Source organism: Marinomonas rhodophyticola (assembly GCF_026113935.1).
Classification (GTDB): domain Bacteria; phylum Pseudomonadota; class Gammaproteobacteria; order Pseudomonadales; family Marinomonadaceae; genus Marinomonas; species Marinomonas rhodophyticola.
Genome location: NZ_JAPEUL010000004.1, coordinates 57,093 through 75,329 on the forward strand (window position 1 = coordinate 57,093; position 18,237 = coordinate 75,329).

Here is an 18,237-nt window from a genome sequence, read left to right on the forward strand (position 1 = left end):
CTTTTAGACGCGAGATTGGCGGTTGACTGTACTTTTAAACTCGCGTCCGTAAGGAGGCTCCATGCAAGATCTGACCTCTAATTGCATGGATCTTAGTTGAGTAATGGTATTTCGACCATGTTTAAATAGCACATCGATTTCGTTTTGGCTTTCTGTTTGGTGATGTGAATGACGATGAAATAAATTGGTAGAGAGATCGCCATTACCCAAGGCTTGCAAATCTTGCCCTGCTTGTTTTAGTGGGGAAAGTACGCGTTGTGTAATGAAAGAAATCATGATGACTAAGAGGATAGCGCAAAGAATAGAAACAAGGATTAGGCTGTTTTGAACAGACTTAGCAACCACAGTGAATTCTTTTACAGGGCCACCAGTAAGGATCGCCCAGTTCCATTTTTCGGCGCGACTAAATGCCATGACGATGTCTTGTTCTTTTCCATTGATTGTTTGTTTGGTTTGAAATACGCCATTCTTTTGCTGTTTTATCAGTTCTAAATATTTTTCAGCCTCTTGCACATTAATCTCAGAGAAGAGTTTGTCTTTATTCTGCGAGTCAACGACAATTCTACCAAAGTCTTTGCCATCTTGAAGATTAATGACGGTGGCTTTTCCTGTTTCGCCAAATGATAGGCTATTTATTTCTTTTTCTAAGTTTTTTAGTCCTTCTGTGTAATCAAAGCCGATGTAAAGTATACCGATGACTTTTCCTGTTGAATCTTTAAAGGGAACGTATTTTGTCATGTAGTTACGACCAAATAAGGCCGCAGGGCCAGAATAGATCTCACCGTTAATCAGTGTTTGATAAGCGGGATGTCCTTTACCTAACAAGGTGCCGTAGGCTCGAGTGCCATCGGCTTTTTTGAGAGAAGTACTGATACGTAAAAAGTCATCACCATACCGAATAAACACCGTCGCGGTGCCGCCCGTCATCTTGGTGAATTGATCTGGTTTATCAAAATTTAGGTTGATTACTTCGCCCGAATTGGTGGCTAAAGGGCTGTCATATTCACCAATTTTAACGGTTTCTGAATCACTGACTGTGATGCCGTTAGGGAACAGTGTGAAAAATATGTCGGCTAATCTATCCGTACTACTTTCTAAGTTCTCGTTATAAAAATCGAGCAACATACTGCCTTGACCAGAACTGGTTTGTAATTCGTGCTCTATGCTTTCTATAAAACCATTGTAAGATTTACTTGATGTTAGCCAAGTGAGTATTCCAAAGCAGGTAATAGAGACTAAAAATACGACGATGGCTAATTGTCGAGTGATTGGCATGGTTCTAATAAGCTGTATCATGGCGTGTTCCTCTGTTTAAAGGTGTGCTTTGTAATCAAGTCAATACAGCTGCAAATAAAGCTATTATTATTGTAATTGTTTTTATGTTTATTGCTAAATAGTGACTGAAAATAAGTTTTAGAAGATTTTAGCAATCGAAGAAAAACGGGCTTATTCTAAGATTGATCTAATCGCCTTATATAAAGAACAACAAGATAATTTTTGTTTTGTTGTTCTTATTTTTGTAACAAATAGTGAATTTAGGTCAATAGTTATAAATTTGGATGTGTTTTTTCCACATGATGCTTTTCATTTACTGGACGTATCATGAGATTTGCAAAAAAGCCAATAACCAACAAACCCGCCATGGCATACATGGTGGTATTATAAAGGCCAGATGTGGGATCTATGGTACCTACAGGCGCAATGTCCATCAGGTTGCTTACCGTGACAGTTTTTGCTGCAATTAACTCGTTTAATTGTGAGATAGATGCGTTGAATTTAGCTTCAAAGGCTGCTGGGTCAATTTTACTGGCTAAATCGTGAATGGCACTTTCCACAGACATGTTTCTTAAGTAAGTAATAACAAATGGCCCTAAGACTCCGGCTGTTGCCCAAGCGGTAAGCAATCGACCATGTATGCCACCAACGTGTAGGGTGCCAAAAATATCCGCCAAATACGCAGGAATAGTGGCGAATCCACCGCCATACATGGTGAAAATTATCATGCTAGCCCCATAAAACATGATTAACCAAGTGATCGAGGGATCAGCGCTGACCGCTGAGGCAGCGAACGGAATGGAAAGGTATAAAAGTGTGCCAAGTACAAAAAAACAATGATAAGTGTTTTTCCGACCGATGAAGTCCGAGGTTGACGCCCAAAAGAACCGACCACACATATTAAAAACCGAAATCATCAAGACATAGGTGCCTGCAAAGCTGGCTGTGGCAATGGTTGGTAATGTGGTACCAAATATTTCTGTCATCATGGTTTTTGCGATACCGATCACACCAATACCAGCGGTCACATTGAAACAGAGCACAATCCACAACAGCCAAAATTGCGGCGTTTTTAAGGCTTGATCAATGTGCACGTGATTACGGCTAATCATGCTATTTGTTTTATCTTTGGCTGGCGGTGTCCAACCTTCAGGCTGCCAATCTTTAGGGGGGACCCGATAAGCAAATGCCGCGACCATCATAATAACGAAATACACGATCCCAAGGGTGAGGAAGACGCTAGCGGCACCTGTATTCCCCGTGCCTACAACATACACACCAGCTTCCCCTGGAATAGGGAGTTTTGAGGCTTCGGAAGCACTGGCCACGACGACTTCAAGCTTACCATTTGCCATTTCAGCGAAGCGTCTTCCACCTTCGGTAATAAGATTTACCGCCGATTCTGGCCCAAGATAGGTCGGTGCGATGGCAAATTTCTCTAGTAAAAACGTTTTTAATGGGGCGCCAATCATGGCGCCTCCGCCGAACCCCATGATCGCCATACCTGTTGCCATACCGCGTTTGTCTGGGAACCAACGAAGTAGAGTCGATACGGGAGAAACATAGCCAAGCCCTAAGCCACAGCCGCCTAATACACCATATCCCAAATAGACTAGCCATAACTGATGTGTTGATATCCCTACGCTGCCGATAATAAAGCCACCGCCCCAGAGAAAGGCTGCGGTTACGCCAACGCAGCGTGGGCCGACTTCTTCTAACCATTTGCCAGCAACAGCAGCAGATAAACCAAGAAAGACAATGGCTACAGAGAAAATCCATACTACACTGCTGAGACTCCAGTCTTCTGCTGCGCTGCTAACCACACCAAACTCTTTGGTTAAAGCTGGGTTAAAAATACTCCAAGCATAGACAGAACCAATACATAAATGAATGGCAATAGAAGCGGGGGAACTAACCAGCGGTTAAAGTTAGTTGAAGCAACAATTTTGTCCTTCATTAAAAAAGATAAGAGCGTGCGAATGAGGTTCATAATCTGTGTCCTTCAGAAAATTGGTAGTAACAACATCGAGCAACAAAATATTATGAAAGACACTATAATGTTTTTTTATGTGAAAATATAAAAAAATTTATAGTTTTGTTCGCAAGCGCACTTTTTTTAGTTTCGAAACAATATTTATCCTGTTAAGTGGTGAGTAACCTTGCTGTTTTGTGTGTTTTTTTCATTATTGATAGTCAGGAATGATGGTAAAATGTTTATCTATTAAACAGATTTTTACGGAGTATCTACTTGATAAAAGCCTTATTGATTCAGTTAAGAGACCTTTTCTCGTGGAGTGACATTAAACGCCCTTGGCATTTGGCTGTGCTTGCTGCCCTATGCGTTGGTATCCCAGCATTGATAGGCGCGGCCACAGATCAGTTTGCGATAGCAACGCTATCAAGCCTAGGGACAATGGTTATTTTGTACTTGCCTAAAACGCGAACAGCGCATCGTATGGTGACGCTGGCCATGTGTTCATTTGGCTTTATGGTCTGCTTTACCATTGGATCGCTTTCTAGCTTTAATCCATATTTAGCGGCTTTAGCTCTTGGGTTGTTGTCCTTCGGCGCAATTGTTATTACGCGTTATTACCGTTTGCCGCCTCCGGGTAGTTTTTTCTTTATTCTCGTTTCTGCTTTAGCAATTTACCTGCCTTTTGACTTAGGTAAATGGGCATCGAATATTGGCATGGTGGCTTTAGGTGGGATCTTATCCTGTGCTTTAGCCTTTGTTTATAGCTTAATGACTGGCGCGAATGATTTGCCAGCAACAACAGTCGAAACCGATCCTCAGGTTAATGCGATTATCTTAGAAGGGGCGTTAGTGGCTTTTTTTATCGCTTTTTCTTATTTGTTCGCTCTATGGTTAGCATTACCTAATGCTCTTTGGGTGCCGATTTCCTGCGCCGCCATTTTACAAGGCGCGACTTATCGTATGATTTGGCACCGAAATGTTCATCGTATTGTTGGAACCGCAATTGGTATGGGGGTCGCTTGGTGTTTGTTCTCTCTGCAGCCAAATTATTGGGTATTGGCCCTTAGTATGATTCTTTTCCAATTCTTAGTGGAATTGTTGATTGTGAAGAACTACGGTGCGGCTGTTATTTTTGTTACACCATTGACCGTGATTATGGCGGAGTTTACCAGTGCGAATATGAGCACAGATGTGTTGTTGCTGCATAGATTAGTGGATATTTCTATTGGCAGTGTTATTGGTATTGTCGGCGGGACTATTTTCCATCGCACTTCTCTCCTTAAACATATTGAATCAAGAATGAATGCGCGTAGCTCCTTATCGGGTCGACGACCTTCTTAATATTTTTTAATGTCGCTGTTTACTATGAATACCTTTCTTCTTTGGATGAAAGGTATTTTTTTATCTACTTTTATTTATCGCCTGTCTGTTGCGTAAAAGCTTGTTAAAACGTAGGCTTCGAGATTCTGATAGCACGCTGTAAAGCCGTGATAATCAGTTCTTGTGAAGGTGCCCTAAAGGGTGAAACGGGAAACAGGTGCGTTTAATTCTTGTAAGCAATCCCTGTACTGCCCCCGCAACGGTAAATAAGTGGTGTGTTTCTTCTTACTTCCACTGTCTTTATAGACGGGAAGGAATGAGAGTCTTCGAAATACAGCTCTTCCAAACACTTATCAGTCCGGAGACCGGCCTTCATTAATCCGGTTTTTCTAAGCAGAAAAACCATCAATTTGAATCATACGGGTGAGTATGAAGCATATTTTGGAGGCACATAGTGCATATTGAACCTGGCGTCGTTGATGGCGCAAAAATTGTTTTGAGTTATGCTACCGCTTTGGCGGCGTTTGGCTTTTCTGCGAAAGCATCTATTGAGATGATCAAAAAAGAGGGTCTCATGTCTTTGATCGGTCGCAGCGCATTAACCACACTGCTTGTCTTTGCCTTCTTTGAACTCTTTCCTCATCACGCGGTTGGTGTATCGGAAGTGCATCTTATCTTAGGCTCAACGCTGTTTCTTATCTTTGGTCCTGCGGCTGCTTCTATTGGTTTGATGTTAGGCTTATTAACGCAAGGTGTTTTCTTTGCCCAATTTGATCTACCTCAATACGGCATGAATGTCACAACCTTGTTATTACCTCTGTTTGCTATGTCGGCCGTTGCGCGCCGAACCATTGCTGAGAATACGGCTTATGTCGATATTAGCTATAAACAAGCATTGAAACTGTCCCTAACTTACCAAGGCGGTATTGTCGCTTGGGTGGCTTTTTGGGCGTTTTATGGACAAGGTTTCGGTGCCGAGAACACCGCGGCCGTGGCGACCTTTGGTATTGCGTATTTAAGCGTTGTGCTGATTGAACCTGTTTTAGATCTTGCTGTATTAGCGGGTGCGAAAAGCCTGCATCGCTTTAAGAACTCGTCTTTGTTTGAAGCGCGTTTATTTAACTAGTTAGAAAGCGTAGTTCTAAATGCCTACTCTGTTCACTGATAATACCGTAAGCAGAGTGGGCATTTTTTATGTTTTGCGTTTATATCGACCATGTTCACTAACAAACTCTAGGAAAGCACGATTGGCTTTTGATAGATAACTGTCTTTGCGCCAAGCAATACCTAGATCTAGCCAGATTGGTGGATCAAAAGAACGAGTGATCAGTTCATCGTCTTCTTCGATAACCATGGCGAGTAGGGTAGAAATACCAAAACCTTGTTGAGTGATGGATTTGATAAGCGGAATTAAGTTGGTTTCGAAACCAATCTTAGGTGTCCTGTTACAGGCTTTGGCCAGCTTATCGACAATGCGCCGATGAAAATACCCTTCTTTGAACATGACTAATTCTTCTTCGAAAAATGCTTCAGGGGAAATTTTCGTTAGCTGGCTAAAAGGGTGATCGGTCGCCACAGTCACCAGCATTTCTTCTCGAATGAGGGCTTGAGTTTGTAGACTATCGGGAAGTGTTTCAGCAACGATAACGCTCAGGTCCAATTCGCCACTTTCGAGCATTTTTTGCAATTGCCAAGTTCCCCCTTCGATGACTCTTAAGGTAATAGTGGGGTATTTATGGCGAAATGCCATCAGAATCGGTGGAAAGTAATAAGAGTCCCAGCATGCTGGGAATGCCCACACGAACCTCACCTTGGCTCAACCCTTTTAGCTCACTCATTTCTAACAAGGCATCGTCTGTGGCTTGAATGATTTTTTCAGCATGAATCAGCAGTTTTTTGCCTTCGTCGGTGAGTCCGATATTTCGATCTGCTCGATGAATTAAGGTTAAGTCCAAATCCGCTTCTAGCTTTTTGATGGCCATGCTGACCGCCGGCTGTGCTACGCCTAGCTGTTGGGCGGCTTTGGTAAAGCTCTCTGTCTTGGCTATCGCAATAAAATAACGCAGAGGTTTAATGTCCATCAATAACCTTTATGGATTGGATAAGATGGATATATTTTATTGATTATTTGGCTGGGCGTATAGTGTAACTATAAAAAAGCATTTTTTGTTGGGTTCATCATCGGGCTGCGTCCCGTGGTGTGTTACTGTGATTCGTGGAGAGTGGTTGTGATTGAAGTGGGCAGTTCCGTATTTTGGCGAGGCACCGTGGCGCTTATCATTGGTTCTTTTATGATTTTTGCCAATGTGTATGTGACACAACCCTTGTTGCCTATGATTGCCAATGAGTTTGCCATTACCCCACTGCAAGCCAGTGGTAGCTTTACCATTACGACACTGACCTTGGGTATATCTTTGCTTTTCTACGGCCCAATTTCAGATGCCTTAGGTCGCAAAGGCATTATGGTGATGACCATGATAGGCATTACGTTAACGACGTTTTGCCTTTCTCTTGTACAAAGCTACGAATCGTTATTAGCTTTACGTGCTTTACAAGGATTTTTTCTAGCGGGTTTGCCAGCTATTGCCGTGGCGTATTTGGGTGATGAATACACACCGGAAGCCTTAATGGTGGCCGTTGGTTTATACATTAGCGGCAACACACTGGGCGGCATTGGTGGTCGTCTGATTGGCGGTTTTGTTGGCGAATGGCTAGGACGCTCGGCAACGTTTGGCGTCATGAGTGTGATTAGCTTAATTTGTTTATTGGCCTTTTTTGTCCTATTACCAAAATCCCAACACTTCGAGTCCAAGCCTCTGCGTGTTGGTCATATCCTGATGAACATGAAAAGCCATCTGCAGAATCGTCGCTTACTAACTAGTTATTTCATTGGCGGTTTTAGCTTCTTCATTTTTATCAACCAATACAGCTACGTGACCTTCGTTTTGGAAGCCGCGCCTTATAACTTAACCGCTAAATACGTTGGCCTGCTTTTCCTTACCTATTTGTCTGGTACATTGGGTTCAGCTATTTCGGGTAAACTTGCCAAACGCTGGAGCCAGCCAAACATCATGGTACTAGGCACTTGTATTTTCATGTTTGGTTCACTCGTCACATTAGGGGGTCTTTATTGGCGATCATCGCGGGCTTATTGATAAACAGCTTTGGTTTCTTTTTATGCCACTCAACGGCGAGCAGCTTTGTGAGTCGTAATGCCAAACACGCTAAAGCCAGTGCTTCTTCCTTATACTTGGTGTTTTATTATTTAGGTGCCAGTCTTGGTGGGTTTTATCTTGATCCTTTCTGGCAAGCGGATGGTTGGACGGGCGTCATCATGGCATCTTGGTTAGTGTTGGGGATTGTTGTTTTGGCTGAAGTCAGCTTGGTTCGACAAAAAAGAGTTGTAAACGAGCTAAGCTCCGATAACGTTTAAGCATCGGAGCTTAAGAAAAAATTTAGAGAAGTTGCCACACTCGAATGATTACCGCTGGATTTTCGTTGTAGTTATCTGCTCTGTCTAACGTGCCTAGAAAAACAGATTTATTCATCCATTCATAGGGGCTGCCGATCGGTGCTTCGAAACTTAATACGCTTCGGGCATAACGATTATTTGGGTCTTCTTTAGTGGGTTCTGGGCTAATGGTTACCTTGTTTTGAACTAAGATTACAAAGCCATCGTCGGTTTTTAGTGCGTATTTTGCATCTAGCTCTCTGCTTCCGTCAGGTCGGCCAAGCTGCCAGTCACCGCCGCCTGGTATGATTTTGCCTTTCATCGATGGCCCTGCAAATTCGCCACCTGTTATCCAAACAATACCTCGTTCACCATATTTGCTTTGTCCAACGGTGACGCGTTCTTTATCTATCGTCACGCGAGACTCGTAGACAAATTTTGTTGTAAAACGGTCGTCTCTATTCGGGTTTTCATCGGCGGCTGATGCAGCAACACTGCTTAGTAAAAAGATTGAACACATCGCTATGTTGTTCATGATTTTAAACATACTTGTTCTCCATTTTTATTGTTATTGCCTTTGTAATCTAAGCACTGCTTTTATAAAAAAAGCATTTTGAGAATAGAGGTATGATGTTTGTCTTTGTAATTGTTTAATCGATAAATGATATTGATTTTTGCGATAAGCGAAATATCCCCGTAATTAATCCCTTAGGTTCAGCATTCACTCGAAAGGGTCTTATTTTACGTCGTCGTATGAATTTACAGGATTATTAATGACAAGCTGAGTCTTCGATACTCTGCCAGTGCCACTTTATCCGCCTCGATATCAAGTGGGTTTGCTTCAAGCGAATGCCAAGCGACTTCGTCCGCTTCTAGCGAAACGATCGTGCCTGTCCATTGTGTAATGACATAATAATGGATGAGTTGAAGCTCTCCTGTTGGGTGATACAGAGAACATAAATACACATAAGACGTTGGAACGATATCCAGCTCTTCTTTTAGCTCTCGAAATAGGGCTTGTTCTCTTGTTTCACCGTGTTCCATATGACCACCAGGAATCGCGATCAAATTGGGATCGTACTCTTTGTCTTGGGCGCGTTTTTCTAACAACACCTGATTGTCTTTTAGTAATATAAAAGACACACATTCATGAACTTGCATCGAGATAACTCCCATTATTTTTCAAGATCCCAGTGAAAAGCTGTCATAAATTCTCTATTAAAATTACCATACTCGCCATGACATAATCGAATGCAGCAAACAGAGTGAAATATGAACACCAAAATATACAAAGAAGTGCTTTCTCTTGCGAAAGTGCTTATGACTTGCGCCAACAAAAAAGACCAAGTTGGCTTTGATGCATCTTATCAAACGTTGCTGAGACTCTGCGAAGAGAACGACGGTACTGACAAAGACCATCCGGTTCAATGGGAAACCCTTGCCGATTTTACCGATGACTTGGAGCAGGCCATTGCTCTCTATGACAAAGCCCTAGCAAAAGCCACCGCAATCAACGCCAAAGATTATCTCTCTTCCATCGGCTTTTCTGTCGCTCAACTAAAAGTAGAGCTAGGCGATAACGCTGGTGCTATTGCATACCTAGAACAAGCTAAAATTCACAGCAATAAAATCATCGACAAAGAGCCTCAAAGCGGACATCCATGATTTATTAAAAGCACTCAAAGGCGTCTAAAAAAAGAGATAAGAAATGGAACGTCCCAGCAAGGAACAAATCAGCGAATTACCCTTGTACATTGGTCTTGGTCTTTCCGATATTTACATCGTTGAGAACGAACTTGACGCAGCACAAGCCATAGAAGTCCTAAAAAACGAAACCAGCCTAGGATTCGATACCGAAAGCAAACCGATCTTTCAAAAAGGAGAGGTCAGCCCGGCCCATCGCTTATTCAACTGGCGACAGAGTCCAAGGCGTTTCTCTTTCCGGTTCGATTTGCTGTCGCCGTTGCAGCGGCCAAGGAAATTTTAACCAACCCAAACATCAAGAAGATCGGTTTTGGTATCAAAGACGATAACAAAGAACTGCGAAACAAGCTCAACATCGACATAGTCAATACGCAAGACTTATCGATGACTTTGAAACGTCTTGCTGGAGAAAAAAACAGCATTGGTGCCCGTGCTGCTGTCGCCATGGTACTGGGGAAACGTCTTGGCAAAGGCGCCCAGAAATCCAACTGGGGCGCTTATCCACTGAAAGAAAATCAGATTCTGTATGCGGCGAATGATGCTCATGCTGCCATATGTGTGGAGAGGGCATTGAGTAAATGAAAAAATAAAAATGTTTTCTTTTTACTATTTTATTTAAAGAAAGTTCTATTATCTTTAATGGTTTTATAAGGGATGGGTGCTTGGTATTAAAATACCAAAAACACAGAAGGAATAAAGAATATCCCTCTGCGTTTTTAAATGGTATTAAATATTTACTATTACTTAGGACCTATTATTTAGGCAGTAATACGGTATCGATTACATGAATTACACCATTGCTTGCTTCAACATCAGCAATAACGACTTTGGCATCATTAATCATCACATTATCACCGCTCGCTTTAACCGTCACAGTCTGACCTTGAACGGTAGTTGCACTGTCAAGTTTTACCACATCTGCTGCAGTGACTTTGCCAGCGACTACGTGATAAGTTAAAACAGCAACGAGTTTGTCTTTGTTTTCAGGCTTTAACAGCATTTCTACTGTACCAGAAGGCAATTTTGCAAAGGCTTCATCGGTTGGTGCAAAAACAGTAAATGGGCCTTCACTTTTTAGAGTGTCAACAAGGCCACCCGCTTGCACCGCAGCTACAAGCGTATTAAAGGAACCATTTTCAACTGCTACGTCAACAATATCTTTTTTCATACCATGGTGATCCGCATGGGCAGCTGGCATAAACATAACGCTAGCAGCGATAATAGGTAATGTTGCAACTAATTTTTTTAACATAATAATGTCCTTTAAGGTTAAATAATAGTTTGGTGTTTCAGTTTGTGTTCAACATGAATATTTACGGCGCTAATAAAAAAGCGGATCAAAGTAATGTGAAAAAAATTAAAAATAATAAATCTGAGGAGGGAAGTGCTTTGAAAAACTGAGGGGATGCGCTGTTTCGCAGAATGTTTATAGCGCCATATGCAACAGCGGATATGGCTTACCCTGACCATCTACTGGTGACCGGCCTATCACTTTAAAGCCAATATGCAGATAAAAACCCAGTGCTTGCTCATTTTGTTCGTTTACATCGACCTTTGAAGCGCCCAGCTCATGGATAGCATTGGCCGTCAACATGGTACCAATGCCTTTTCCGCGAGCAGCAGGCGAGATAAACAGCATCTCAATATTACCGTCATGAACACCACAAAACCCTTGAATTTCACCTTGCGCATTTTTAGCACACCTCAACTCAACGGCATCAAAATACTGCTCTAAAATTAACGGCTTTAACGCTTGGAGATCCTCTTCGACCAAAAAATCATGAGTGGCCCTGACCGAAGACTCCCAGATTTCTATTAGCTTGAGATAGTCTGCTTTTTCTACGGTTTCGATATTCATGATCAAACTCGATTAAACATTGAATAGTTAAGGGTCACATAGTGGTGTCGCCACAGCTATGACGCTCTGTTTAGTGGTGGTGTTTCTACAGGAGCGGATTTGTCATCACACGTCAGAGAAATCACAACTAGATGGCTGATTTTTTTAATTTTTCATCTGACCCTTTATTCCGACCCTTTATTCCCTTAGGCTTTGAACAAGCGGCGTTCGATAAGAGACTGCATATCACGATGACCATCAGTGATCACCATGACATAAACAGACTGCGAAATGATTCGATAAATAATACGGTAGGGTTTGAAATAGATTTCTCGATACTCCCGTAGGCCGATTGCTAGCAACTCATTTGGATAAGTCCCGCGCTCGGGATTATCGGCAAGGCTTAAAAATGCCTCTTCAATTTTGTCTAGAACGTAATCTGCTTTCTCTGGTGCATCATGAGTTTCGATATACTCGTATAGAGCCTCAAGATCGTAAGCAGCATCATCAGTGAGAAAAACCGATAGCTCATTAGCGGCTTTTACTCCGGTTACGAAGCTTGGCGACAACGTCACCAGCAGGCTGAACTTTACCTTCTTCTATCTGACGTTGACCCAGAGCCAATATCTTAAGTAGCGCCATAGTCTCTTGAGTTTGCTCATAGCTTTTGATGTCTTGTATAACAGCCTTAGCCTCACCGTTTTGAGTGATCACCATCGGCTGCATGTTAGTAGACAGGTTACGCACGACCTCAGCAGCATGAGCTTTCAAATAGCTAATAGGTTTGATTTGATCTGATAACTTCATAAATACCTCTTCGTTATGACCAAATATAGTCTTTAAATAGGTCGTCGGTCAATGAGGGTAGTCGTGATAACGCGGGGGGTAGTTTCTTCCTCTTTTTAATGGAAGGGCAGATATGTGAAGTATTGGGGGTGTTGTTGTGATGCGCATTGCTACAAATGTGGTATTTTGCTACATTTCTTATACAACACTAAGGAGATTTTATTATGTCTACAGCAAGTATCCGACTTGACCAAGAACTGGTTGATAAAGCGGCCATCATGGCGAAAGCCTTAAACCGTACAACACCTAAGCAAATTGAACACTGGGCGAAAATCGGCGAAATGATGGAAGATAACCCCGATTTACCCTATGAGTTCGTAAAACAAGCTATCATTGCCCAAGCGGAAAAAGAAGCCGGAAAACTTGAGGCCTACAGCTTTGGCTAACATTACTCAAGTTCTTCAAACAACCACATTTAAAAAAGCGGTCAAAAAACTGCATAAAAATCAAAAAGCGGATTTAGATAACGCGATCAGAGAATTGATTGAAGATCTGCTTCTAGGGCAACAGAAGAAAGGCGATCTATCTTTTCTTCGTGTGTATAAATTTAACATGGTGAAGCAACTTACATTACTTGGTTACAGCTATGAAGATGGCACCCTTACACTCGAACTCATGGCATTAGGTAGTCATGAAAATTTTTACCGTGATGTGAAAAATATCGTCTGAGCGGATATTGATCATAATGGTTAAGCCAGCTCCAATTTCTTAGATTTGGAAAAAAGCCTAATCCTAATTGTTACAAAACTCGAAACTCGCAATTGTTCTTCGCATGAAGTCCCGAAAAGTAATTCAATTTTGAGCAACCAAACCACAAAACATTTCGCTTACTATTTTCATGTATAACGCTAAGCTTACCAGACTATGTAATCCGGTAGAGTGCCTTGTGATGGAGTACATTTTGGTGCATCATTTGTTCATTATCATTTGAAAAGTTTTAGGTGATGCAATGGAAACAGCACAACTTGAAAGTATTACTAGTGCCGCTATGAATTTGCCTGAGAAAGAGCGTGCTAAACTTGCACATGATCTGGTTGCCAGTTTAGATGGTCCAGCCGATATTAGTGTTGCAGAGGCTTGGGACATTGAAATCTGCCGCAGAATCAATGACATTGAATCAGGCAAAACTGAACTTCTTGATGTTGATGAAGCCATTTCACGCGCCAGAGACTCGGATTAGGGGCTGATCTTGAAGGTAAAGATTAGCACGGAAGCTAGCGTAGAATTGACCGAGGCCGCTGCTTGGTACGAACTTGAGATACCCGGTCTAGGAGAGCAGCTCATTACTAGTTTTGAGCAGGCTACGGCAAAGCTCAGCAAACCAAACCCACCGCTCGTACCGGTCATTGGTAAAGCTGCCAAGCTTGGAGCCAAAAAATTGATTCTTCAAAGGTTCCCTTTCTCCTTGGTGACTATAGCAAGTAGTCAAACAATTACGGTCGTTGCTTTCGCCCATCATTCTAGAAAACCCGGTTACTGGCACGATAGACTCACCCCATAACCAAGGCGAGAGCGTGAACGTTTTTTAAACAGTCAAACTCGATATTATTGCTTAATTTTGAGAATAAATGTATTAGCTTCTATAAAGACAGCGCCAGTAAATTGAGTAATGTGTTTAATTTTCATCTGACCCTAATATCCAATGATGGAGAACAAAAACGTAGGGCGTCATCAGCGAAGCGTGATGCGCCGTTGACCGTCTTGTTAGCAATGCTTACCAAGATATGCCGCTCCAAGAACTTCTAAATTTTTATTCCAAAGCTCGGAGATGAGCTTTATAGAAAAACTATGAAAGTTATTAACGCCCAATTGTTCTTTTTTGACTAGACCTTGCAGTTTTTCAAAGTCTGACTCTTTCAGGCGAAATATTGGATTATGCACAGCATCATTTCTTAATTCACGAAACCAGTCATATAGCTTAAACTGAAAATCATCTATAACCGATTCCTTTTTAAGTTTCTCTAGCCGTTGATTATGATTTTTTAGCTGCATACTCGGAACATGATGATCTAGCAGGTTTTTTACCATCATTTCTACGAACGAATGAGAAACTATTACAAGCAAGCGAGGATTGTCTTTGACAATTCCAATTTCCTCACCGACTTTCAGCATATAATCAAATTCCAAAATTAACTCCTAATGTGTTAACGCTTGCCTATGGAGCCGGAACGACGTTGATTGTTTGATGCGAGCGAGGTGGAAAAGCACAAAACGAGCAACGCAGTGAAGGTCGGATTGAGCTGTTTGTTATGAGCCATTGTTATAAACACCATAATAGGTTACGCCAGCTTGTATAAGACCCACAATAATTAATGCAAAGGTTAGCCATTTAGTCGCATTGGATTGTGCTAAGTTATCCCTATGTCTTTTTTGATCTTCTTCATAAGCAGAGATTGTGACTAACGCTTTTGGTGATAGCTTGTAGCCATATTGTATAGCTTGTAATTCTCCACTTTCTTCGAGTGATTTCAGAAGTAAGTCGTTGTAGGCCAACTGTCTGGTTTTATCTGGATGAAATACCCACCTTTGCGTATACAACATGCCAGATAAAGAAACCGAACTTACAGTAAAATTTCTATTCTCGATTGTTTCCTCGAGAATGATTTTAAGCGTCTCGATTCTTTCCGAACGAACTAATTCTTTGCGATTGAAAAGAAACTGTTGAATTTTACCAAGCACAATTTTTAACTTATTCCATGGTAATATTCCTTCAAAGAAATATTGTGGGATCGAAGAGTAACATAAGTCGTATACACCGTAAAAGTGGGTAATATCTAACTCATAATCACTTAACCAAGGCCAAGGTATAGAAAGCTCTTCAAACTCTTCTTGATTAAGCCAAACCTTACCAGTGACACCTTTAGAATCGATTTTGTTACAAAGAATCGTCCAAGATTCATCCTTTGCTCGGATATAAACGACATTACAATTTACATCTTTGGCTTTCTCTCCGGATCTTGGAATACGATCAGGAGCTAGTTTCTTTAGAAGTGATTTTAATATCCATCTTTTGAAGAAATTCACGAGGTTATCCCTAATGGCTCATAACGCCGCGCTCACCGGTAAATTATGAGCGCAGCGATTAATTTATCCGTGTGCAGCGCCTTGTTAAGCCATGGCATCTAACTCAGCCTGCGTGTTATATAAGCCTTTATGAGTTCCATCAATAATTGAACTTAGAGATTCCCTTAACTCTTTATATCTGGCATTTGTTTCAAAATCATTTGACGTTAAGTGAGTAAATAAATTGTATGGCTTATCTTTAGTCGGAGATTCGTTGAGATAGAAGCCTTCAAAATCAGGGTTGTGAACAACAGTTTTGACTCGTCCATTTGTAGAGTCAGCTAACGCTCGAATATTTATGTTAATTGTCCACATGGCATTTGCTACACCATCTTTTCTGAGTTTGGTATCTAAGTCATGGACGGCAATGGCATTAGCATTGAACTGATTAAAAATCTTGATGAATGTCGGTATATTTGCCTTACCTCTACAGTTGATTACGCAATAACTTCCCTCCATTCCACTCTTTTCAATGATGTACTGATACGCCAAATATTCAGTATCGCCCTCGACTAATATTGCATTTGGATAAAAAAAGAACTCATTCACAGTTGGGCAACAACGATTAAGCATCTTGAGATTATCTCGTTCGTCAGGACTAAAATGAGCTTTATCCGTCTGAAAGTAGAAAACTCCCTGCTGGTTATTTGATACTTTTATTAGCGTTGTGTGATCTTGAGTCAGGTCGATGAATACTGGTGAATGTGTGGTGCAGATGACTTGCCATCCTTCTAGATCTGCGAGTGCATAAATGGCTTTCCTAGCAGCTCTTATTATTGATGGGTGAAGATTAATTTCTGGCTCATCAATCAGTAGCACTTTAGGAGTTTCATCTTGTATTACTTTTGTTCCTTTTTTGTACATTCCTTCGCTACATAAAGCGTTCACAGCAGACCACAAAAAAGCTCTTTTTAATCCAGTACCTTGGTGTTCTAGCGATGATGGGTGGTTACTTGTTTTAACAAAAAACTTACTGCCATCTTTAATGGCATCTTCTGCCTTAAACTTACCAACACCAGTCTCAAAGCTTACGGTAGCACCTTGAAAAAGCTTATTTAGCTCAACCTCTATTTTGTTGCTTAGCTGTCCAATACTCCCCGAGAGGCTCTTTATCAACTTCTTGAGCAAGTTTTTCGATTTCAGCTACAATTCCAGCAACTTTACTCTTGTCATCTTTTAATTTTTTTGCGGCATTCTTTGATGCCAAGTCCTTTACAACTTTCTCCAGCGCATCGTAACCATCATTTGGGTTTAATCTTATAGGGGTTGGCAACCTGCTTTGTAGTAAAGTATTCCAGCCGCCAGCTCCGCCTTTCTTCCAGTCATTTGTTTTGTTGCTGAAACTATATTTAACACCGCTTTCATCGGGAGTTTCCCAACGAATTTGAAATTTTGCGCACTCCCCAAACTCAGGATCATTTTGCAAATGCCATTCCTGCCCTAAAGTTTCGATGTCGTCCTGCGTAACATCATTAAATACTCCTGTAATTATCACGGGTGTATTGGCATTTCGACCGTGAAAATGATCCAAGCTTAACGCGCTTCCCATTGATACATAGGCTTCGTATGCATCTAAAATTGTAGACTTGCAGCTGTTATTCGGGCCGACCAAAACAACAATATTGTCGATGAGTATTTTTATCTCGTCCTTAATGCCCTTAAAGTTTGAGATAAGTAATGCAGATAGTTTCATGGGAACATCCTTATTGATAGGGCTTAACATTTTGTTAATGCGCATGCGCGTTTAGACAATTTAAAAATCTTTCAATATCTTTGTAGGAGCCTGAATAAATTGGATTTTATAAAAATATTAACAGAAGTTAAAACTGGAAAACTGAGCGTGCGCGTTATTTTTTTTATCCACAGCGCGTTATTTCTGTGCTGTAGATCCTTATTCATTGATATTAGGGGACTTTCTTGCTTCCTGCCAGTACAAATACGCAAAAAACGACTATTTAAAACTGGCAAACCGAGCCAAAATTTGGCAACTATAAAAATAAACTGTATATGCACCCATAAATTGCGTTTTAAATTTCGGCTCAAAAAGGTAGTTTCTTATCCTAGCCCATAAGAGATCGATTCCCGCTTTCGCGGAAATGACTTATTTTTAGTGGGAATAATGAAAGCTTCGCTTTCAGCGGCATATTACGCTGCGCTCATGATGCCCTACGGGTAGGTGGGATTATAGTCGAAAAGAGATTAACCCCATCCTCCGCCTTCCCCTTGAAGATAAAAGGGGAAGGGACTTGGTGATCAGTAGACATTACCTTCTGCGCTTGAAATCCCGATGAAGTCAGTTCGACGCAATCCCGATTGCGCGACTCTATGGAGTTTCAGAGTCAGTTAAAAATATCTTCTCTCCAGCCTGCAAAAACAATCTATGCCTTACGATATAAAGAGCATAAGGGAACAGTTATGTGCCTATGACGAAAATCAGGCATTAAAGATCTTAAAGAGACCTTTTGGTTACTTTTGCGGATCTGGGCAAAAGTTACACGCTCAGCAGAGCGGAACCCAGTTTGCAAACTAGGAAGCGTTGATAAGCAACAAATATACTTGAAGATCCAAAGAACACCCCATCCTCCGCCTTCCCCTTGAAGACAAAAGGGGAAGGGACTTGTTGATTTGTAACCATTACCTTTTATCTTTGAAATACCGATAAAGTCAGTTCGACGCGACGAAGTTGCGCGACTTTATGGCGTTTCAGAGTCATTGTTTGATGAGCTATCTCCCACCGAATAAACAATCTATGCCTTACGATATAAC

21 protein-coding genes, 2 pseudogenes and 1 riboswitch are annotated in these 18,237 nt (G+C 41.4%); of the genes and pseudogenes, 10 read left to right on the plus strand and 13 right to left on the minus strand.

Annotation, left to right across the window (positions count from 1 at the left end):
* Positions 1–3: 3 nt before the first annotated feature.
* Positions 4–1,296, minus strand: coding sequence for a Cache 3/Cache 2 fusion domain-containing protein (locus tag ONZ52_RS00830; protein WP_265216742.1), 1,293 nt, complete (start codon positions 1,294–1,296; stop codon positions 4–6).
* A gap of 251 nt (positions 1,297–1,547) precedes the next feature.
* Positions 1,548–3,098, minus strand: coding sequence for an OFA family MFS transporter (locus ONZ52_RS00835; RefSeq protein ID WP_265216743.1), 1,551 nt, complete (start codon positions 3,096–3,098; stop codon positions 1,548–1,550).
* Between the two features lie 425 nt (positions 3,099–3,523).
* On the opposite strand from ONZ52_RS00835, the gene ONZ52_RS00840 reads away from it, so the two are divergent.
* Positions 3,524–4,591: an FUSC family protein gene (locus ONZ52_RS00840; protein WP_265216745.1), complete on the plus strand. Its 1,068-nt coding sequence runs from the start codon at positions 3,524–3,526 to the stop codon at positions 4,589–4,591.
* A gap of 149 nt (positions 4,592–4,740) precedes the next feature.
* Positions 4,741–4,958: riboswitch (cobalamin riboswitch) on the plus strand.
* A 66-nt stretch (positions 4,959–5,024) separates the two neighbouring features.
* Positions 5,025–5,696 carry an energy-coupling factor ABC transporter permease gene (locus tag ONZ52_RS00845; RefSeq protein ID WP_111606399.1) on the plus strand — a complete coding sequence of 224 codons (672 nt, stop codon included), beginning with the start codon at positions 5,025–5,027 and terminating at the stop codon, positions 5,694–5,696.
* A 66-nt stretch (positions 5,697–5,762) separates the two neighbouring features.
* Here ONZ52_RS00845 and ONZ52_RS00850 read toward each other — a convergent pair.
* Positions 5,763–6,651, minus strand: a pseudogene (locus ONZ52_RS00850) (LysR family transcriptional regulator).
* A 147-nt stretch (positions 6,652–6,798) separates the two neighbouring features.
* Between ONZ52_RS00850 and ONZ52_RS00855 the strand changes: the two are divergent.
* A pseudogene (locus ONZ52_RS00855) lies at positions 6,799–8,003 on the plus strand (MFS transporter).
* Positions 8,004–8,025: 22 nt separating this feature from the next.
* Here the strand turns inward: ONZ52_RS00855 and ONZ52_RS00860 are convergent.
* Both ONZ52_RS00860 and ONZ52_RS00865 read right to left on the minus strand, forming a co-directional pair.
* Complete coding sequence (locus tag ONZ52_RS00860; RefSeq protein ID WP_111606396.1) at positions 8,026–8,568, minus strand: DUF3237 domain-containing protein; 543 nt, start codon at positions 8,566–8,568, stop codon at positions 8,026–8,028.
* Between the two features lie 212 nt (positions 8,569–8,780).
* Positions 8,781–9,182 (minus strand): NUDIX domain-containing protein, encoded by a 402-nt coding sequence (locus tag ONZ52_RS00865; RefSeq protein WP_265216747.1) that lies wholly within the window; start codon positions 9,180–9,182, stop codon positions 8,781–8,783.
* A gap of 111 nt (positions 9,183–9,293) precedes the next feature.
* Here ONZ52_RS00865 and ONZ52_RS00870 point away from each other — a divergent pair, with 111 nt between their 5' ends.
* Genes ONZ52_RS00870 through ONZ52_RS00880 form a run of 3 tightly spaced genes read left to right on the plus strand, consistent with a single transcriptional unit; the run spans position 9,294 to position 10,307 of the window.
* On the plus strand, positions 9,294–9,686 hold the full coding sequence (locus tag ONZ52_RS00870) for a tetratricopeptide repeat protein (protein WP_321160226.1): 393 nt from the start codon (positions 9,294–9,296) through the stop codon (positions 9,684–9,686).
* A 43-nt stretch (positions 9,687–9,729) separates the two neighbouring features.
* Positions 9,730–10,008, plus strand: coding sequence for a 3'-5' exonuclease family protein (locus ONZ52_RS00875; RefSeq protein WP_265216748.1), 279 nt, complete (start codon positions 9,730–9,732; stop codon positions 10,006–10,008).
* Positions 9,933–10,307, plus strand: coding sequence for a 3'-5' exonuclease (locus tag ONZ52_RS00880; protein WP_265217756.1), 375 nt, complete (start codon positions 9,933–9,935; stop codon positions 10,305–10,307). Before ONZ52_RS00875 ends, ONZ52_RS00880 begins: the two co-directional genes overlap by 76 nt.
* Positions 10,308–10,479: 172 nt before the next feature.
* Here the strand turns inward: ONZ52_RS00880 and ONZ52_RS00885 are convergent, their stop codons facing one another.
* The 4 genes from ONZ52_RS00885 to ONZ52_RS00900 form a co-directional block, all read right to left on the minus strand.
* Positions 10,480–10,977, minus strand: a complete 498-nt coding sequence (locus ONZ52_RS00885) for a fasciclin domain-containing protein (RefSeq protein ID WP_265216749.1) — start codon at positions 10,975–10,977, stop codon at positions 10,480–10,482.
* Between the two features lie 174 nt (positions 10,978–11,151).
* Positions 11,152–11,583 (minus strand): acetyltransferase, encoded by a 432-nt coding sequence (locus tag ONZ52_RS00890; RefSeq protein ID WP_111606391.1) that lies wholly within the window; start codon positions 11,581–11,583, stop codon positions 11,152–11,154.
* Positions 11,584–11,768: 185 nt separating this feature from the next.
* A complete protein-coding gene (locus tag ONZ52_RS00895; protein WP_265216750.1) occupies positions 11,769–12,137 on the minus strand; it encodes a type II toxin-antitoxin system RelE/ParE family toxin in 369 nt (122 codons plus the stop codon).
* Positions 12,094–12,369 carry a type II toxin-antitoxin system Phd/YefM family antitoxin gene (locus tag ONZ52_RS00900; RefSeq protein ID WP_111606389.1) on the minus strand — a complete coding sequence of 92 codons (276 nt, stop codon included), beginning with the start codon at positions 12,367–12,369 and terminating at the stop codon, positions 12,094–12,096. Before ONZ52_RS00900 ends, ONZ52_RS00895 begins: the two co-directional genes overlap by 44 nt.
* A 203-nt stretch (positions 12,370–12,572) precedes the next feature.
* On the opposite strand from ONZ52_RS00900, the gene ONZ52_RS00905 reads away from it, so the two are divergent.
* The 4 genes from ONZ52_RS00905 to ONZ52_RS00920 all read left to right on the plus strand — a co-directional run bounded on the left by ONZ52_RS00905 (position 12,573) and on the right by ONZ52_RS00920 (position 13,909).
* Positions 12,573–12,794, plus strand: a complete 222-nt coding sequence (locus ONZ52_RS00905) for a TA system antitoxin ParD family protein (RefSeq protein ID WP_111606388.1) — start codon at positions 12,573–12,575, stop codon at positions 12,792–12,794.
* Positions 12,787–13,077, plus strand: coding sequence for a type II toxin-antitoxin system RelE/ParE family toxin (locus ONZ52_RS00910; RefSeq protein ID WP_265216751.1), 291 nt, complete (start codon positions 12,787–12,789; stop codon positions 13,075–13,077). The genes ONZ52_RS00905 and ONZ52_RS00910 overlap by 8 nt, the downstream gene beginning before the upstream one ends.
* A gap of 280 nt (positions 13,078–13,357) precedes the next feature.
* The gene (locus ONZ52_RS00915; protein ID WP_265216752.1) at positions 13,358–13,588 is read left to right on the plus strand and encodes an addiction module protein; all 231 of its coding nucleotides are present in this window, start codon (positions 13,358–13,360) and stop codon (positions 13,586–13,588) included.
* Between the two features lie 9 nt (positions 13,589–13,597).
* Complete coding sequence (locus ONZ52_RS00920; RefSeq protein ID WP_110573988.1) at positions 13,598–13,909, plus strand: hypothetical protein; 312 nt, start codon at positions 13,598–13,600, stop codon at positions 13,907–13,909.
* A gap of 203 nt (positions 13,910–14,112) precedes the next feature.
* Here ONZ52_RS00920 and ONZ52_RS00925 read toward each other — a convergent pair whose 3' ends face one another.
* The 4 genes from ONZ52_RS00925 to ONZ52_RS00940 all read right to left on the minus strand — a co-directional run bounded on the left by ONZ52_RS00925 (position 14,113) and on the right by ONZ52_RS00940 (position 17,164).
* Positions 14,113–14,535 carry a DUF4145 domain-containing protein gene (locus tag ONZ52_RS00925; protein ID WP_265216754.1) on the minus strand — a complete coding sequence of 141 codons (423 nt, stop codon included), beginning with the start codon at positions 14,533–14,535 and terminating at the stop codon, positions 14,113–14,115.
* 120 nt (positions 14,536–14,655) lie between these two features.
* Positions 14,656–15,432, minus strand: coding sequence for a hypothetical protein (locus tag ONZ52_RS00930; protein WP_265216755.1), 777 nt, complete (start codon positions 15,430–15,432; stop codon positions 14,656–14,658).
* Positions 15,433–15,516: 84 nt separating this feature from the next.
* Positions 15,517–16,599 carry an ATP-dependent nuclease gene (locus tag ONZ52_RS00935; RefSeq protein ID WP_265216756.1) on the minus strand — a complete coding sequence of 361 codons (1,083 nt, stop codon included), beginning with the start codon at positions 16,597–16,599 and terminating at the stop codon, positions 15,517–15,519.
* A complete protein-coding gene (locus tag ONZ52_RS00940) occupies positions 16,532–17,164 on the minus strand; it encodes an ATP-binding protein (protein ID WP_265216757.1) in 633 nt (210 codons plus the stop codon). The genes ONZ52_RS00935 and ONZ52_RS00940 overlap by 68 nt, the downstream gene beginning before the upstream one ends.
* Positions 17,165–18,237: the final 1,073 nt, after the last annotated feature.

Coding starts and splice junctions, on each gene's coding strand:
- ONZ52_RS00830 (WP_265216742.1), bottom strand. CDS start 1,296: ATGATACAGCTTATTAGAACCATGCCAATCACTCGACAATTAGCCATC.
- ONZ52_RS00860 (WP_111606396.1), bottom strand. CDS start 8,568: ATGTTTAAAATCATGAACAACATAGCGATGTGTTCAATCTTTTTACTA.
- ONZ52_RS00865 (WP_265216747.1), bottom strand. CDS start 9,182: ATGCAAGTTCATGAATGTGTGTCTTTTATATTACTAAAAGACAATCAG.
- ONZ52_RS00870 (WP_321160226.1), top strand. CDS start 9,294: ATGAACACCAAAATATACAAAGAAGTGCTTTCTCTTGCGAAAGTGCTT.
- ONZ52_RS00875 (WP_265216748.1), top strand. CDS start 9,730: ATGGAACGTCCCAGCAAGGAACAAATCAGCGAATTACCCTTGTACATT.
- ONZ52_RS00885 (WP_265216749.1), bottom strand. CDS start 10,977: ATGTTAAAAAAATTAGTTGCAACATTACCTATTATCGCTGCTAGCGTT.
- ONZ52_RS00890 (WP_111606391.1), bottom strand. CDS start 11,583: ATGAATATCGAAACCGTAGAAAAAGCAGACTATCTCAAGCTAATAGAA.
- ONZ52_RS00900 (WP_111606389.1), bottom strand. CDS start 12,369: ATGAAGTTATCAGATCAAATCAAACCTATTAGCTATTTGAAAGCTCAT.
- ONZ52_RS00905 (WP_111606388.1), top strand. CDS start 12,573: ATGTCTACAGCAAGTATCCGACTTGACCAAGAACTGGTTGATAAAGCG.
- ONZ52_RS00915 (WP_265216752.1), top strand. CDS start 13,358: ATGGAAACAGCACAACTTGAAAGTATTACTAGTGCCGCTATGAATTTG.
- ONZ52_RS00940 (WP_265216757.1), bottom strand. CDS start 17,164: ATGAAACTATCTGCATTACTTATCTCAAACTTTAAGGGCATTAAGGAC.